Source organism: Aldersonia kunmingensis (assembly GCF_001646865.1).
GTDB lineage: Bacteria > Actinomycetota > Actinomycetes > Mycobacteriales > Mycobacteriaceae > Aldersonia > Aldersonia kunmingensis.
Map to the genome: position 1 here is coordinate 13,192 of NZ_LRRB01000042.1, position 13,730 is coordinate 26,921.

Consider the following 13,730-nt stretch of genomic DNA (forward strand, 5'->3'; position numbering starts at 1 on the left):
AGGGGGTGAGATGAGCGAGAAGTCCTGGTTCAAGCGGCTGGCCGCCCTCGGGCTGGTGGTCGCGCTGGCCGGTGTCGTGACGGTGTCGCTGACGATGTTCGTCGGCGGTTTCACCGAGACGGTTCCGGTGACGGTCGTTTCGCCGCGTGCGGGCCTGGTTATGGACCCGCAGGCGAAGGTGAAGATGCGCGGAGTCGAGGTCGGCCGCGTCGCATCGATCACCGAGAACGGCGAAGAGGCCGTGCTCCACCTCGATATGAACCCGGACAAGCTCGAGATGATCCCGGCCAATTCGACCGTGAACATCCGCTCCACCACCGTGTTCGGCGCCAAGTACATCAACTTCGTGCCGCCGGCCGAACCCGACTCGGAGGCACTGGAGGCGGGTGCGACTGTGCCGGCCGATAGCGTCACCGTCGAGTTCAACACGCTGTTCCAGCACCTGTCCGATGTGCTCGTCATGCTCGAGCCGGAGAAGCTGAATGCGACTCTCGGCGCGATCTCCGAGGCACTGCGTGGGCGCGGCGAGCAGATCGGCGAGCTGCTGTCGAACACAAACTCGTACCTGAAGGAAATCAACCCGAGTCTGCCTGCGCTGCAGGAGGATTTCTCCAAGGCCGCCGACGTCACCAACCTGTACGCCGACACGGCACCCGACCTGCTCCAGGTCGTCTCGAACGCGACCGGAATCGGCAACACGATCGTCGACGAGCAGGACAACCTGGATGCGTTGCTGCTCAACGCGATCGGTCTCGCCGACACCGCGAACGTCGTGCTGAGCAACCCGGACCTGCCCACCGCGATCAACGTCCTGCGCCCGACGCTCGACCTGCTGAACCTGTACAGCCCTGCGCTGTATTGCACGATCGTCGGACTCGGTAATGCGGTGCCGAAGGCCAACCTGGTCATGGGTACCTACCAACAGTCGATCCAGCTGAACACCGGCTTCACCTACGGCGTCGACCCGTACACGTATCCGGACAGCCTGCCGAAGGTCAACGCGACGGGTGGACCGAACTGTGCCGGCCTGCCCGAGCGGACGCCGGAGGATCCGAACGCGCCGTTCATCGTCACTGACAACGCGAATGTGCCGTACGTGCCGAACACCAAGTTCAAGGTGAACGGTCCGAAGATCTTCCAGATCCTCTTCGGCGAACTGGAACCGCAGGGGCACCGATGAAAAACACCGCAACGACCGTCAAATTCGTCTCGTTCGCACTGGTGATGGTGCTGATTTTCGCCGCGCTCGCGATCGTGTTCAGCCAGGCCCGCTTCGCCGGTACGACGAACTACCATGCGGTTTTCACCAGCGCCTCGGGCATGAAATCCGGGTCGAAGGTCCGCATTGCGGGCGTTCCGGTCGGCACGGTGGGCTCAGTCGAGGTAGGTAGTGACAACCTCGCGCACGTCGAGTTCGACGTCGAGACGAAATACCCGGTGCTGCAGAGCACCAAGGCGACCATCCGCTACGAGAACCTCGTCGGTGACCGCTACCTCGAGCTCATGGAGGGACCCGGTTCCACAGAGAACCTCGGCTCCGACGGCACCATCCCGGTGGAGCAGACTGCGCCGGCGCTCGATCTGGACCTGCTGCTCGGCGGATTCAAGCCGCTGCTGCGCGGCCTCGATCCCGACCAGGTGAATTCACTGACCGCGGCGCTGATCGAGGTATTCCAGGGCCAGGGCGACACCCTCGTCTCGCTGCTCGGCAAGACCGGGTCGTTCACCAAGACGCTCGCCGATCGTGACGCCGTTATCGGCAGCGTGATCGACAACCTGAACATTGTCCTGAAGACGGTCGACGAGCGAGGCGACCAGTTCTCCACGACAGTCGATCAATTGCAGCGGCTGATCAGCGGCCTCGCCGCCGACAAGGATCCGATCGGCGCTGCGATTCCACAGCTCGCCAGTGCGACCGGTCGACTGGCAGATCTGCTGCAGGGCACCCGCCCGTCGCTGCACGAGACGCTGGTCCAAACCGAGGGCCTGGCAACGACTCTCGACGACAACAGCGCAACGTTGGAGAACACCATCAACGCGCTGCCGGACGCGTTCAAGCGACTGGCTCGGGTCGGCGCCTACGGATCGTTCTTCCAGTTCTACGTGTGCGCGACGACCGCACGGTTCTCCGGCCCGGACGGCAAGATCATCAAGGTCAACTTGCCGGGTGCGGATACCAGCGCAGGAAGGTGTGCCGGCTGATGGACAACCGAATTCGTATCGGTCTCGTCGGCATCGTCGTGGCCGTTTCGATTGTGCTCGCGACGCTGCAGTACGAGCGTTTGCCGTTCTTCCGTTCGGGTATCGAGTACACCGCCGAGTTCGCGGACGCGGGCGGCCTGCTCGCCGGTGATCAGGTCGACGTGGCCGGTGTCAAGGTGGGCACCGTGAACGGCGTGAAGCTGGAGGGCCAAAAAGTCGTCTTGCGATTCACCGTCAAGGAGAAGATCAAGCTCGGCGACCGGACCGCGGCCGCGATCAAGACCAATACGGTGCTTGGCCGCAAGTCGCTGGTGATCATCCCTGAGGGTGAAGGCCGGATGGAGCGGGACGACAACATTCCGATCGAGCGCACCAACGCGCCGTACTCGCTCAACGATGCGCTCGGCGATCTGTCGACCACGGTTCGTGATCTCGACACCGAGCAGCTCAATGAAGCACTGGACACGATGTCAGAGGCAATGGCGGATACGCCGGCGCCGCTGCACGAGGCGCTCGACGGCGTGAGCCGGTTGTCGCGCAGCCTCAACGCCCGGGATGAGCATCTGCGTGAATTGCTCACGCACGCACAGGGCGTTACCAAGGTGCTGGCGGACCGCAGCCAGCAGATCAACGCGCTGATCCTCGACGGCAACGAGCTCTTCGGCGAACTCACCCGCCGCCGTGACGCCATAGCGGAGCTGATTTCCAACATCTCCGCTGTCTCGCAGCAGCTCACCGGATTTGTGCAGGACAACGAACAGGTGATCGGCCCGGCGCTGGACAGGCTCAACAATGTGACCGCGCTGCTGCAGCGCAACGCCGACGCAATTGGCGAGGGGCTCGTGCGACTCGGGCCGTACGCCACATCGCTTGGTGAGGCGGTCGGCTCCGGTCCGTATTTCCAGGCGTTCGTGCAGAACTACGGTTCGGGCAAGATGTTCCAGGCGCTGATCGATGCCTTCGTCTGGCCGGAGCATCTGCCCGACGATCTGCGTAACTACCTCACGAACCCGCCCCCGTCCATCCAGCTGCAGGACCCGCCGCGATGAACAGACTCAAGAGCATCCCGCGCCAATGGATCGCCGCCGTCGTGATTGTGGTGGTCGCGATCGCCGCGATCACGATTTCCTACAACGTCTGGCAGGCACTGCGCTTCGATAAGGTCACCGCGCACTTCACCGGTGCGACCGGGCTCTACCCGGGCGACGATGTGCGTGTGCTCGGCGTGAAGGTCGGCAAGGTGGACGACATCTCGCCCGGCGAGGACTCCACCACTGTCACGATGTCGCTGGACAGCAACGTCAAGGTCCCGGCCGACGCGCGGGCGGTGATCATCGCGCAGTCGCTCGTGTCCGGCCGCTTTGTGCAGCTGGCGCCGGTGTACGTCGATGGGCCGACGCTCGAAGACGGCGACGATATCCCGTTGGAGCGCACCGCGGTTCCGGTGGAATGGGACGAGATCAAGACTGAGCTGACCAAGCTGTCCACTGAGCTCGGCCCGCAGGCCAACGGTGAACAGGGCTCGTTCGGCAACTTCGTCGACGCGGCCGCGGACAACCTTGCCGGTGGCAACGCCGAGTCGCTCAACTCGACTCTGACCGAGCTTTCGCGCGCGATGGGTATGTTCTCCGACAAGCGTGAGGACCTGTTCGCGACCGTCCGCAACTTGCAGGTCTTCGTGTCGGCGCTGGCCAACAGCAACGAGCAGATCGTCCAGTTCGGTGGCCGGCTGGCATCGGTTTCCGATGTGCTGGCGTCGAGTTCGGACGAGCTGGGTCAGGCACTCAACGATCTCGATGTCGCGATCGTGGAGGTGCAGCGGTTCATCAACGACAACAATGACCGACTCACCACCGGCGTCGACCAGTTGGGACAGGCCACAAAGGTTCTCGTGGACAAGCGGCCCGAACTCGAGCAGGTGCTGCATATCGCGCCGAACGCGCTCGCGAACTTCTACAACATCTATATGCCCGCGACGGGATCGCTGGTGGGCGTGATCGGCCTCAACGAAATCGCCAACCCGGTCGCGTTCCTGTGCGGCGCTATCGAGGGCACCGAGACCAACGATTCCCAGCGCTCGGCCGATCTGTGCCGCCAGTTCCTGGCGCCGATCTTCCAATCGGTCATCGTCAACTACCCGCCGATCCTGACCAATGTGGCCAGCAACGTTGCTGCGTTCCCGGACCAGATCGTGTACCAGCCGCCGAGCGTGCGGAACGAGGTTTCGCCCGAGGCGAGGGCCGCGACGCCGCCCACGACGCCGGCGTCGGGTGCAACGGATCTCGGTTCGCTGATGTTGCCGGGAGGTGGACGGTGATCCGCACGATCTCGAGGTCGCGCCGCGCTGCGAGCGTGACCCTGGTTGCCACGGCCGTGGTGCTCGGCACCGCGGGCTGTGAGTGGACCGGCCTGAACTCGCTACCGTTGCCCGGTGCCGAGGGGACCGGCGAGGGCGCGTACGAAGTGATGATTCAGATGCCGAATGTCACGACACTGACCCAGAATTCGCCGGTCCGCGTCAACGACGTGACGGTGGGCTCGGTCTCGAAGATCGAGGTACAGGACTGGCACGCGCTGGTCACGGTGAAGCTCGACGGCGACGTCCAGCTGCCGGCCAACACGACCGCGAAGATCGGCCAGACCAGCCTCCTCGGCTCCAATCACGTCGAGCTGGCACCGCCGGTCGATCAGCCGGCCGAGGGCACGCTCGAACCCGGCGACACAATCCCCCTCGATCGGGCAAGCGTCTTCCCGACCACGGAGCAGACGCTGTCCTCGCTGTCGGTCGTGCTCAACGGCGGCGGCTTGGCGCAGCTGCAGGACATCACGCACGAGCTGAACGCGGCGCTGGACGGCCGCGCGGGAGATGTGCGGGAGCTGTTCCCGCAGTTGAACGAGCTCGTCACGCGCCTCGATGACCAGAGCGCCGACATCGTCGCCGCACTCGATGGACTCGATCGCCTGTCGGTGGAGTTCGCCGCTCAGCAGGACACCATTGCCACCGCGCTGGACCAGATCCCGCCCGCGCTGCAGGTGCTCGTCGCGCAGCAGCAGAACATCTCGGATGCGGTGATCGCGTTCGGGCGGCTGAGCGAGACCGTCAACTCGGTGCTCGACCAGACCGGCGATAATCTCCAGGCCGACATCGAAGACCTGGAGCCGATTGTCACCGCGCTCAACCGGACTGGCACCAAGCTGATCGAGGCACTGCCCGCTCTGATCACGTTCCCGTTCCCGATCACCAACATGGACAAGTGGCTTTTGGGCGATTACGCGAACCTGGTGATCAATATCGACCTGACCAACCAGCGTCTCGACTCCAACTTCCTGACCGGAACCGGGCTCGGTGGCCGCCTGGGCGGCATCGAGGGTCTGGTCGGTACGACGGCGACCGACACCGCGGGACGGGCGACCGACCCGGTGCAGGGACCGCTGCAGACCACCACCGCGGCGGCGCCCAGCCCTAATGCCCCTGCGCCGCTGAATATTCCGGGTCTGCCGCCGATCCCCGGTCTGACCGCTCCGCTGCCAGGCGCGGAGCCTGCGCAGCGACCAGAAGGCACTGGAGGTGCTCGGTGAACCTGACCCGGTTCGTACGCGGGCAGCTGCTCGTCTTCTCGGTGCTGACCGTCATCGGTTTGATCGTGATGAGCATCGTCTACATCGGCGTTCCCGCGATGCTCGGCTTCGGCCGCTACTCGGTGACTGTGGAACTCGCCGCGACCGGCGGGCTCTACCCGCACGCCAACGTGGCCTACCGCGGCACCAATATCGGCAAGGTCGAAGAGGTGCGGCTGACCCCGGTCGGCGTCGACGCCAAGTTGTCGCTCGACAGCAGCTACGACATCCCCGAAGACGTCGAAGCGTGGGTGAAGAGCGTTTCGGCCGTCGGTGAGCAGTACGTCGACCTCATCCCGAAGAGCTCAGGTGGGCCGTACCTGTCGCAGGGTGACGTGATCCCGGTGCAGGACACGAAGTTGCCGCAGGACGTCGGGCCGATGCTCGACCAGGCCGACCGGCTGCTGCAGAGCGTCAAGGACACCCGCCTGCAGGAACTCGTCGACAGCGCTTTTGTCGCGTTCAACGGGACCGGACCGGACCTGCAGCGGCTGCTCGATTCGGCCACCCTGCTCATCCAGGAAGCCGACGAGAACGTCGACCAGACGAAGATCCTGATCGACCAGATCGGTCCGTTGCTCGACACGCAGGTCGAAAGCAGCGATGCGATCCGTTCGTGGACCGCAGACCTCGTTCGGTTCACCGATCAGCTTCGCATCAGCGATCCGCAGTTGCGCTCGCTCATGGAGAACGGGCCGTCCGCGGCTGCCGACGCGAACCGGCTGTTCCAGGAGTTGCAGCCGACGCTGCCGCTGCTGCTGGGGAACCTGGTGAGCGTGGGACAGGTCGCGGCGACCTACAACGCCAGTCTCGAGCAGGTCCTGGTGATCTACCCGCCGCTGATTGCGGCGCTGACCACGGCCCTGCGCGGCGATCCCCAGAATGGCGCCATGGCGGACTTCCACCTGTCGGTGGGCGATCCACCGGCCTGCACTACCGGCTTCCTGCCGCCGAGCGCATGGCGTTCGCCGACGGACTTCAGCGTCCCGGAGACGCCGCCGGGCCTGTATTGCAAGACGCCGCAGGACAGCAAGTTCGTGGTGCGCGGCGCACGCAACACACCCTGCATGGAAGTACCCGGTAAGCGGGCCGCCACCGTGGAGCAATGCAGGAGCCCCGAGGGCTTCCAGCCGGAGGGCACCAACCCCCCGATCCAGAAGCCGCCCGCGCCCGGCGTGGCGCCTAGTTCCTACACTGGGCCGAAAGCCACGGATCGACCGGCTGCCGACCAACCCAGAACAGGAGCACGTCAGTACGACCCAACGTCCGGTACGTACGTCGGCCCCGACGGACGCACCTACAGCCAGCCCAACCTCGCCTCGGGTACCCCCAAGGCGGTCTCGGACTGGCAGACGTTGATGACGGAACAGCAGGGATGACGGAAAGCAACGACAGCGAACAGCAATCCGATGGTCGGCTGCGGCGACGAGCCGTCCGCCGATCGGGTCCGCCCGTCGATGAGACCGGTGGGGCCGTGGAGGCCGCGCCGATCGAGTCGGTGAAAGCCACGCCGTCCGAGGCGGCAGCGGCCACCTCGGCGGTCGAGAATCCTCCGGCTGAAACGCCTCCGCCCGGCGACACCGCTTCGGTCGAGGCGGTTGCCGACGAGGGTGATTCCGGCTCCGGCAGGCGCGGGCTGCAGCTCGTGGGTCTGATCGCCGCAGTGGTCGTGCTGCTCGGCCTGCTCGGAACCACCGGCTGGCTGGCGTACGAGAAGCAGCAGGCCGACGCGCTCGACCAGAAGCGCAACGAGTTCATCGAGGCGGCGAAGGTCTCCGCAACGAACCTGACCAGCATTCACGTCGACACCGCCAAGGACGACGTGCAGCGAATCCTGGACAACGCCACCGGCGAGTTCAAGGAGGAGTTCGACGGCCGCGTGGAGCCATTCGTCAGCGTGGTCACCGAAGCCAAGGTGAACACCGACGGTGAGGTGCTCGAGGCCGGCCTGGAGAGCGAAGCCGGTGACACCGGAAACGTGCTTGTCGCGGTGCGCTCGATGGTGACGAACGCCGGCACCGACAAGCCGCAGCCGCGTGACTTCCGGCTCCGGATCACCATCGTCGAAGAGAACGATCGGATGATGACCTCGAAGGTGGAGTTCGTCGCGTGAGTACCGAAACCACCAACAAGAAGCCGAATAAGTCCCGGCGGATCGTCTTTGCCGTCCTCGGCGTCCTGATCGTCGCCGCGGCCATTGCGGTCGGATTCCTGGTGCCGGGCTACCTGGACAACCAGGCAACCGAAGACGCGCGCGTGGCGGCACCCGAGGCGGCGGCACGCCAGGCGGAGGCGATGCTTGGCTACCAGTTCGACACCGTCGAGGCCGAGCTGCCGAAGGCCGCGGACGGGCTGACCGGGGACTTCAAGGACGAGTACGCGCAGCTCATCAACGAGGTGATCATTCCGGGCGCCAAGGAGAAGCAGCTGACCGTCAAGGTCTCCGTCCAGGCCAAGGGCGTCGTGAACGCGTCACCCGACGACGTGACGGTGCTGCTGTTCGTCAACCAGGTGACCACCGGTAAGGACACCCCGCAGGCAGTGGCCTCCGGCAGCCGGATCCGGATGAACATGCACAAGGAAGACGGCGTCTGGCTCACCTCGGAGTTGACTCCGCTGTAGAAGGCTCCAACCGATCGCGCACCTTCTGTGGTCAGCGCGCATGCCCAGGCGTGCGCGGCGACCCGAGAAGGTGCGCGATTGTGTTTGGCCGCTAGTTCTGCTGCGGGTCCAGTTCGGGGCTGCCCATCAGTGCCTGCCCCGCGATGCCGCCGTGCGTGAGGGTGTCCAGGAACGCGCGGGCCCACAAATCCACATCGTGGGTCAGGACCTGACGGCGCATCGACCGCATCCGCTTGCGACCGTCGTACTTGTCTTGCTCGATCGCCGCCACCATCGCGTCCTTCACGCCTTCGAGGTCGTGCGGATTGCATTGGTATGCCTGACGTAGTTCGGCGGCGGCCCCGGTGAACTCGCTGAGCACGAGCGCGCCCCCGAGGTCGGAGCGGCACGCGACGTACTCCTTCGCGACCAGGTTCATGCCGTCGCGCAGCGGGGTGACCAGCATGACGTCTGCGGCAACGTACGACGCGATCAGTTCGTCGCGCGGCACGGGCTTGTGCATGTAGTGCACGACCGGGTGCCCGACCCTGCTGAATTCGCCGTTGATCCGCCCGACCTGGCGTTCGATGTCGCCGCGCATCTGAATGTAGCTTTCGACGCGCTCCCGGCTCGGCGTCGCGAGCTGGATCATCACGGTCTTCTCGGGGTCGACCCGGCCCTCCTCGAGAAGTTCGAGTAGCGCGTTCAGGCGGACGTCGATGCCCTTGGTGTAATCGAGCCGGTCCACGCCGAGCATGATCGTCGTCGGATTGCCAAGTTCTGTGCGCATCTCCCGGGCGCGGCGGCGCACGCTGCTCCGCCGCGACGATTCGTCAAGGGTGCCGGAGTCGATCGAGATCGGGAACGCGCCGACCCGCACGGTTCGGAATCCGACCTGTACGACGCCGAAACGCGACCGCACACCCACGTTGCCCCGTGAGGTGGACTGCCCCGCGAGCCTTTTGGCCAGGTAGAGGAAGTTCTGGGCGCCGCCGGGGAGGTGAAAGCCGATCAGATCGGCACCGAGCAGTCCCTCCACGATCTCGGTCCGCCACGGCAGCTGCATGAACAGCTCGACCGGCGGGAACGGGATGTGCAGGAAGAAGCCGATGGTGAGGTCCGGACGCAGCATGCGCAGCATCTTGGGCACGAGCTGGAGCTGGTAGTCCTGGATCCACACCGTGGCGTTCTGTGCCGCGACCTTTGCGGTTTCCTCCGCGAACCGCCGGTTGACCTCGACGTAGGCCTTCCACCATTGGCGGTGGTAGGTCGGGCGCACGATCAACTCGTGATACAGCGGCCACAGGGCTGCGTTGGAAAAGCCCTCGTAGTAGTCCGCGACCTCCGCTGAACTCAGCGGGACCGGGTACAGCTCGAGGCCGTCCTGGACGATCGGTTCAACCTCTACGTCGGGTACTCCCGGCCATCCGATCCAGGCACCCTTGTTGCTGCGCAGGATGGGTTCCAGCGCCGTGACGAGTCCGCCGGGGCTGCGCTTCCAGCGGGTGGAGCCGTCGGGCAGAGTTTCGAGGTCGACGGGCAGTCGATTGGCCACGACGACGAAATCCGAGCCTTTGGGCACCTTGTTCCTCGCTGATTCGGAGGGCTAGCGCACGGAGTCCCCGCGCACGCGAAGCGGCGGAGCGAACTACTCGGAGCGGTTGATCGGTCCAATCCCCAGCATCGCGAGCAGCATGCGGCACTCCTCGGCGTCTTCTGCGTACGCGGCTACGACGCGCTGCGCCTGGCGGGCGGTCTCGTCCGCAACGGGTTCGAGTTCGCCGTCTGCGATGTCTTGAGCCGTCGTGTTCGCGGCCATGATGTTCCTTCCGGTTGCTCGGGGCTAGCCCCGAGCATTATCGAATTGCCCAACGACTCTATGAGATACGCGGCCTCGATTGCCACTCCCCGTCGATGGTTTCGCAGGTTGCCCGCTCGCGTGCCCGGTTGGCGGACTCTCCGAAGACGCGATACGGCGGTGAACTACGGTTGATTGGCTACGTTCCATGCGCAGAAAGGACCCTTGATGCCGGTCGCAACGGTCAATGGGATTGGACTGAACTACCAGGTCAAAGGGTCCGGCCCGCTCGTCGTCCTGGTGATGGGCACGGGCAGTCCGGGCCGGGTGTGGGATCTGCACCAGACGCCCGCGCTGGTCGCCGCCGGATATCAGGTGTGCACCTTCGACAACCGGGGCATCGCACCGTCGTTCGAAAGCCCGAACGGCATCACGATCGAGGATCTTGTCGCCGATACCGCGGCGCTCATCAAGCACCTCGATTCCGGGCCTGCTCTGATCGCCGGTACGTCGATGGGTGCGCGGGTGACCCAGGAACTGGCGTTGGCGCATCCAGGCCTGGTTCGTAAGGCGGTATTCATGGCCGGGCATGCGCGGCTCGATCAGTTCCAGAAGACGCTCTCGCTGGGTGAGCACGATCTCGACGCCATGGGCGTCTCGCTCCCGCCGAAGTACGACGCGGCCGTTACCGCAGTGATGAATCTGTCGCCGGCAACGCTGGCCGACCCGCGTGGCGCGCAGGACTGGCTGGATCTGTTCGAGTTCTCGGGCGGGCGGGTTTCCCCTGGCGTGCGTGCGCAGCGGCGGATGGACCACGAGTTCAACCGTGTCACCGCGTACCGGTCGATCACGGTGCCGTGCCTGTCAGTGGGATTCGCCGACGACCGGATGATCCCGCCGTATCTGTCCAAGGAGGTGGCGGAAGCGATCCCCAGAGCGCAGTATGTGGAGATTCCGGACACCGGGCATTTCGGCTATCTGGAGCGGCCGGCGGAGGTCAATAAGGTCCTGCTCGACTTCTTCTCCGAATAGGCTGAGTGGATAATGCGAAACCATGCGCACCGACTGGGTCGGCTGCGCACCCTTGCTTAGGTTGCACTAACCTGAAATTGGCCGCGTCATATTGTTAACGCAGTCCTTGCTACGGTCGAACAATAAGAGCGAGAGACCTCGAAGAACAGGGTCTCGAGACGAGTTGAGGTGAAATGAGCACTAACCCGTTCGACGACGAAGACGGTCGCTTCTACGTTTTGGTGAACGACGAGGACCAGCACTCGCTGTGGCCGACGTTTGCCGACGTTCCCGAGGGCTGGCGTGTCGTGTTCGGTGAGGACACCCGCGCGGCGTGCCTCGAGTACGTCGAGGCGAACTGGACTGACATGCGTCCGAAGAGCCTCCGCGAGGCGATGGCCGCCGACGAGGCTGCCCGCGCCGGCTCGTAGACCGAGCACAACTACCGATCCAGCTGCGTTTGCGCCCTGGCGGCCGGTCCCCGGCCCCAGGGCGCACGCAGTGGTCGTTGTGCTGTCCGCAGCGCCCAACCCGTCCGCCGCTTGATCCGCGGCCGACGCAGTGTTCGCGCACCCCATTCGCCGAGTGTGGCACCCGCAGCCAGGGCGCAACCGATGCCGAACGCGCCGGCCAGCGAACTGAATCCGACGAGCAGTTGATCGTTCAGCGAGGCGTAGAGCCCGCGATACAACGCCAAGCCAGGTAGCAACGGCGTGATACCCGCGACCGCGACGACAAGCGGCGGGGTGAGCGAGCGGCGGGCCATGAGACCACCGGCCAGGCCGACAACGGTCGCCGCGAATCCTGCCGAGAGAATCGGCCCGAAGCCCGCCTGCTGGAGCAGCAGGAAGCTGAGTGTGCCCACCGCGGCGCCGATTGTCGCCGCCCACAGCGCCCGGCGCTCGGCGTAGCTCGCCAGTGCGAACATCAGGGCCGCCACGGCACCGGCAATCACCTTCGTGGGAAGTTGCGTGATGTCGGCCGGGGCAATCGTTTCGATGACCGGGATCTTCGCGTCCAGTAGCTCCGCGAGCCGAAGGGTGATGGCGATGCCGGCGATGATGCCGCCGGTCGACATGATCACTTCCAGCAGACGGGCCGACGCGGTGATAGGAGCGCCCGTGATGGCGTCCTGGACGGAACCGACGAGCGAAAGCCCGGAGAGCAGCACGGTGATCCCGGCGGCGATGATCTGCGATGGGTAGAGGTCTATCCCGAGGTCGTCGGCGTAGGTGAAGAGCGCGATGGCCGGTGCTGCCGCGATCGCACCACCGACCATGTGCTGAAAGAAGAACGGCAGGCCGAACCGGTTGAGCAGGCGGTTGGTCCGGTCGATGGCCAGCGTCGTGAAAAAGCTGACCACCATCATGAGCAGTCCACCGCCGAGCAGGGCGGAGATCGCCCCCGCCATCCCGGCCCAGGCCAGCGACGCCACCCAGCGGTTGTAGGGATGCGGAGCCGCGATGATCTCGCTCAGCGCGCGGTGGGCGACCTCGGGCGGCACAACCTCGCGCCGGATCCGGCGGGTGAGCCGGTCGACAGCGGCGAGCCTGGTGAAGTCGTGGGAGCGGTAGTTGACGATCCGCATCGTGCTCGCCGGGGGCATCGTCGGTCCGCGCGCGGCGCTGATGGTGATCGAGTTGAACGTGACGTCGATATCGCAGCGGGCCAGGCCGTAGGTGGCCGCGATGAACTGCACCTGGGCGATCGTGTCCATCACACCGGTGCCGGAGGCCAGCAGGACCTCGCCAACTCGTACCGCGAGGTCGAGCACCGAGGCGACGCTGGCGTCGTCCGCCAGGTCGATCGGTTGAAGCGGCGCGGGCGCTGCGGTGACCGCATCCGCGGTCGCTCGGTTGTCCGCCGTGATCGCGCGCAGGAGGCGACCGGCGATGTACCTGAAACGACGTTCGGCCGGCTCGGTTGTTCGGTCCTCGGTAGGTAAGTCGGTCATTCCGCCACGGGTCAGCTATCGGGAACGAGGTCCCCTTCGGTCATATCGGTTGCGGACAGAGCGGTAGCCAGATCATCGTGCCGGTAAACCGAGGTGACTCTGTCGTGCACCACACGAAACGCCGTGGCGATCGTTGCGGTCTTGCCGGGACTAGCTGTCCAGGACGCGTCTTGCTCAACGACGACCACTCCATCGTGGTAATACAACCGGCCCGGAACGAGCCGTATTCCAGACTCGCTTGCCCAATCCCGCAGCGCGGCAAGGCCCTGCGATGCCCCCTGCGGCCCGCCGAGTTCGACGTCGTCGCTGGACAGCTCGAGCAGTGTGTCGAAGTCCGCATCGTTGAGCGCGTCATGCCAGGCGAGGACGGTGGCGATCTCGGATGTGCTCATGCTCTGCAACCTAGCCCGTGAGGGCGGTATGACGCAGGCGGATATGATGGGTCACGCTTTTCCGCCTCCTTAGCTCAGTGGTAGAGCACTCGCCTTGTAAGCGAGCGGTCGTCAGTTCAATCCTGACAGGGGGCTCCACTTGTGCCCGTGCACG

14 protein-coding genes and 1 tRNA gene are annotated in these 13,730 nt (G+C 65.2%); 11 read left to right on the plus strand and 4 right to left on the minus strand.

Going from position 1 to position 13,730, the window contains the following annotated elements; translation table 11 throughout:
• The first annotated feature begins 10 nt into the window (after positions 1-10).
• The 8 genes from A8G08_RS03385 to A8G08_RS03420 are packed head-to-tail and all read left to right on the plus strand — an operon-like array spanning position 11 to position 8,442.
• Complete coding sequence (locus tag A8G08_RS03385; protein ID WP_068270154.1) at positions 11-1,180, plus strand: MCE family protein; 1,170 nt, start codon at positions 11-13, stop codon at positions 1,178-1,180.
• Positions 1,177-2,202 carry an MCE family protein gene (locus tag A8G08_RS03390; RefSeq protein WP_068270155.1) on the plus strand — a complete coding sequence of 342 codons (1,026 nt, stop codon included), beginning with the start codon at positions 1,177-1,179 and terminating at the stop codon, positions 2,200-2,202. Before A8G08_RS03385 ends, A8G08_RS03390 begins: the two co-directional genes overlap by 4 nt.
• Positions 2,202-3,251, plus strand: coding sequence for an MCE family protein (locus tag A8G08_RS03395; RefSeq protein WP_068270158.1), 1,050 nt, complete (start codon positions 2,202-2,204; stop codon positions 3,249-3,251). Before A8G08_RS03390 ends, A8G08_RS03395 begins: the two co-directional genes overlap by 1 nt.
• Complete coding sequence (locus A8G08_RS03400; RefSeq protein ID WP_068270161.1) at positions 3,248-4,519, plus strand: MCE family protein; 1,272 nt, start codon at positions 3,248-3,250, stop codon at positions 4,517-4,519. Before A8G08_RS03395 ends, A8G08_RS03400 begins: the two co-directional genes overlap by 4 nt.
• Positions 4,516-5,781: an MCE family protein gene (locus A8G08_RS03405; RefSeq protein WP_425394524.1), complete on the plus strand. Its 1,266-nt coding sequence runs from the start codon at positions 4,516-4,518 to the stop codon at positions 5,779-5,781. Before A8G08_RS03400 ends, A8G08_RS03405 begins: the two co-directional genes overlap by 4 nt.
• The gene (locus A8G08_RS03410) at positions 5,778-7,199 is read left to right on the plus strand and encodes an MCE family protein (protein ID WP_068270164.1); all 1,422 of its coding nucleotides are present in this window, start codon (positions 5,778-5,780) and stop codon (positions 7,197-7,199) included. Before A8G08_RS03405 ends, A8G08_RS03410 begins: the two co-directional genes overlap by 4 nt.
• Positions 7,196-7,933, plus strand: a complete 738-nt coding sequence (locus tag A8G08_RS27900; RefSeq protein WP_084435912.1) for a hypothetical protein — start codon at positions 7,196-7,198, stop codon at positions 7,931-7,933. The genes A8G08_RS03410 and A8G08_RS27900 overlap by 4 nt, the downstream gene beginning before the upstream one ends.
• The gene (locus tag A8G08_RS03420; RefSeq protein WP_068270167.1) at positions 7,930-8,442 is read left to right on the plus strand and encodes a hypothetical protein; all 513 of its coding nucleotides are present in this window, start codon (positions 7,930-7,932) and stop codon (positions 8,440-8,442) included. The genes A8G08_RS27900 and A8G08_RS03420 overlap by 4 nt, the downstream gene beginning before the upstream one ends.
• Positions 8,443-8,533: 91 nt before the next feature.
• Here the strand turns inward: A8G08_RS03420 and A8G08_RS03425 are convergent, their stop codons facing one another.
• Together A8G08_RS03425 and A8G08_RS27365 are read right to left on the minus strand one after the other, a co-directional pair.
• Positions 8,534-10,003 carry an alpha,alpha-trehalose-phosphate synthase (UDP-forming) gene (locus A8G08_RS03425; protein ID WP_068270170.1) on the minus strand — a complete coding sequence of 490 codons (1,470 nt, stop codon included), beginning with the start codon at positions 10,001-10,003 and terminating at the stop codon, positions 8,534-8,536.
• Positions 10,004-10,069: 66 nt separating this feature from the next.
• Complete coding sequence (locus A8G08_RS27365) at positions 10,070-10,240, minus strand: hypothetical protein (protein WP_169823253.1); 171 nt, start codon at positions 10,238-10,240, stop codon at positions 10,070-10,072.
• A 207-nt stretch (positions 10,241-10,447) separates the two neighbouring features.
• Here A8G08_RS27365 and A8G08_RS03430 point away from each other — a divergent pair, with 207 nt between their 5' ends.
• Positions 10,448-11,251 (plus strand): alpha/beta fold hydrolase, encoded by an 804-nt coding sequence (locus A8G08_RS03430; protein WP_068270176.1) that lies wholly within the window; start codon positions 10,448-10,450, stop codon positions 11,249-11,251.
• Between the two features lie 173 nt (positions 11,252-11,424).
• Positions 11,425-11,661 (plus strand): MbtH family protein, encoded by a 237-nt coding sequence (locus tag A8G08_RS03435; protein WP_068270179.1) that lies wholly within the window; start codon positions 11,425-11,427, stop codon positions 11,659-11,661.
• 11 nt (positions 11,662-11,672) lie between these two features.
• Here the strand turns inward: A8G08_RS03435 and A8G08_RS03440 are convergent, their stop codons facing one another.
• Both A8G08_RS03440 and A8G08_RS03445 read right to left on the minus strand, forming a co-directional pair.
• Positions 11,673-13,184, minus strand: a complete 1,512-nt coding sequence (locus A8G08_RS03440; RefSeq protein ID WP_084435913.1) for a threonine/serine exporter family protein — start codon at positions 13,182-13,184, stop codon at positions 11,673-11,675.
• Between the two features lie 11 nt (positions 13,185-13,195).
• Positions 13,196-13,576: a nuclear transport factor 2 family protein gene (locus A8G08_RS03445; protein ID WP_068270180.1), complete on the minus strand. Its 381-nt coding sequence runs from the start codon at positions 13,574-13,576 to the stop codon at positions 13,196-13,198.
• A 63-nt stretch (positions 13,577-13,639) separates the two neighbouring features.
• Here A8G08_RS03445 and A8G08_RS03450 point away from each other — a divergent pair.
• A tRNA-Thr gene (locus A8G08_RS03450) sits at positions 13,640-13,714 on the plus strand.
• The last annotated feature ends 16 nt before the right edge of the window (positions 13,715-13,730 follow it).

Excerpts from the sequence above, each read along its gene's own strand:
- A8G08_RS03395 (WP_068270158.1), top strand. The coding sequence starts at position 2,202 with ATGGACAACCGAATTCGTATCGGTCTCGTCGGCATCGTCGTGGCCGTT.
- A8G08_RS03400 (WP_068270161.1), top strand. The coding sequence starts at position 3,248 with ATGAACAGACTCAAGAGCATCCCGCGCCAATGGATCGCCGCCGTCGTG.
- A8G08_RS03435 (WP_068270179.1), top strand. The coding sequence starts at position 11,425 with ATGAGCACTAACCCGTTCGACGACGAAGACGGTCGCTTCTACGTTTTG.
- A8G08_RS03385 (WP_068270154.1), top strand. The coding sequence starts at position 11 with ATGAGCGAGAAGTCCTGGTTCAAGCGGCTGGCCGCCCTCGGGCTGGTG.
- A8G08_RS03390 (WP_068270155.1), top strand. The coding sequence starts at position 1,177 with ATGAAAAACACCGCAACGACCGTCAAATTCGTCTCGTTCGCACTGGTG.
- A8G08_RS03445 (WP_068270180.1), bottom strand. The coding sequence starts at position 13,576 with ATGAGCACATCCGAGATCGCCACCGTCCTCGCCTGGCATGACGCGCTC.
- A8G08_RS27365 (WP_169823253.1), bottom strand. The coding sequence starts at position 10,240 with ATGGCCGCGAACACGACGGCTCAAGACATCGCAGACGGCGAACTCGAA.
- A8G08_RS03440 (WP_084435913.1), bottom strand. The coding sequence starts at position 13,184 with ATGACCGACTTACCTACCGAGGACCGAACAACCGAGCCGGCCGAACGT.
- A8G08_RS27900 (WP_084435912.1), top strand. The coding sequence starts at position 7,196 with ATGACGGAAAGCAACGACAGCGAACAGCAATCCGATGGTCGGCTGCGG.
- A8G08_RS03430 (WP_068270176.1), top strand. The coding sequence starts at position 10,448 with ATGCCGGTCGCAACGGTCAATGGGATTGGACTGAACTACCAGGTCAAA.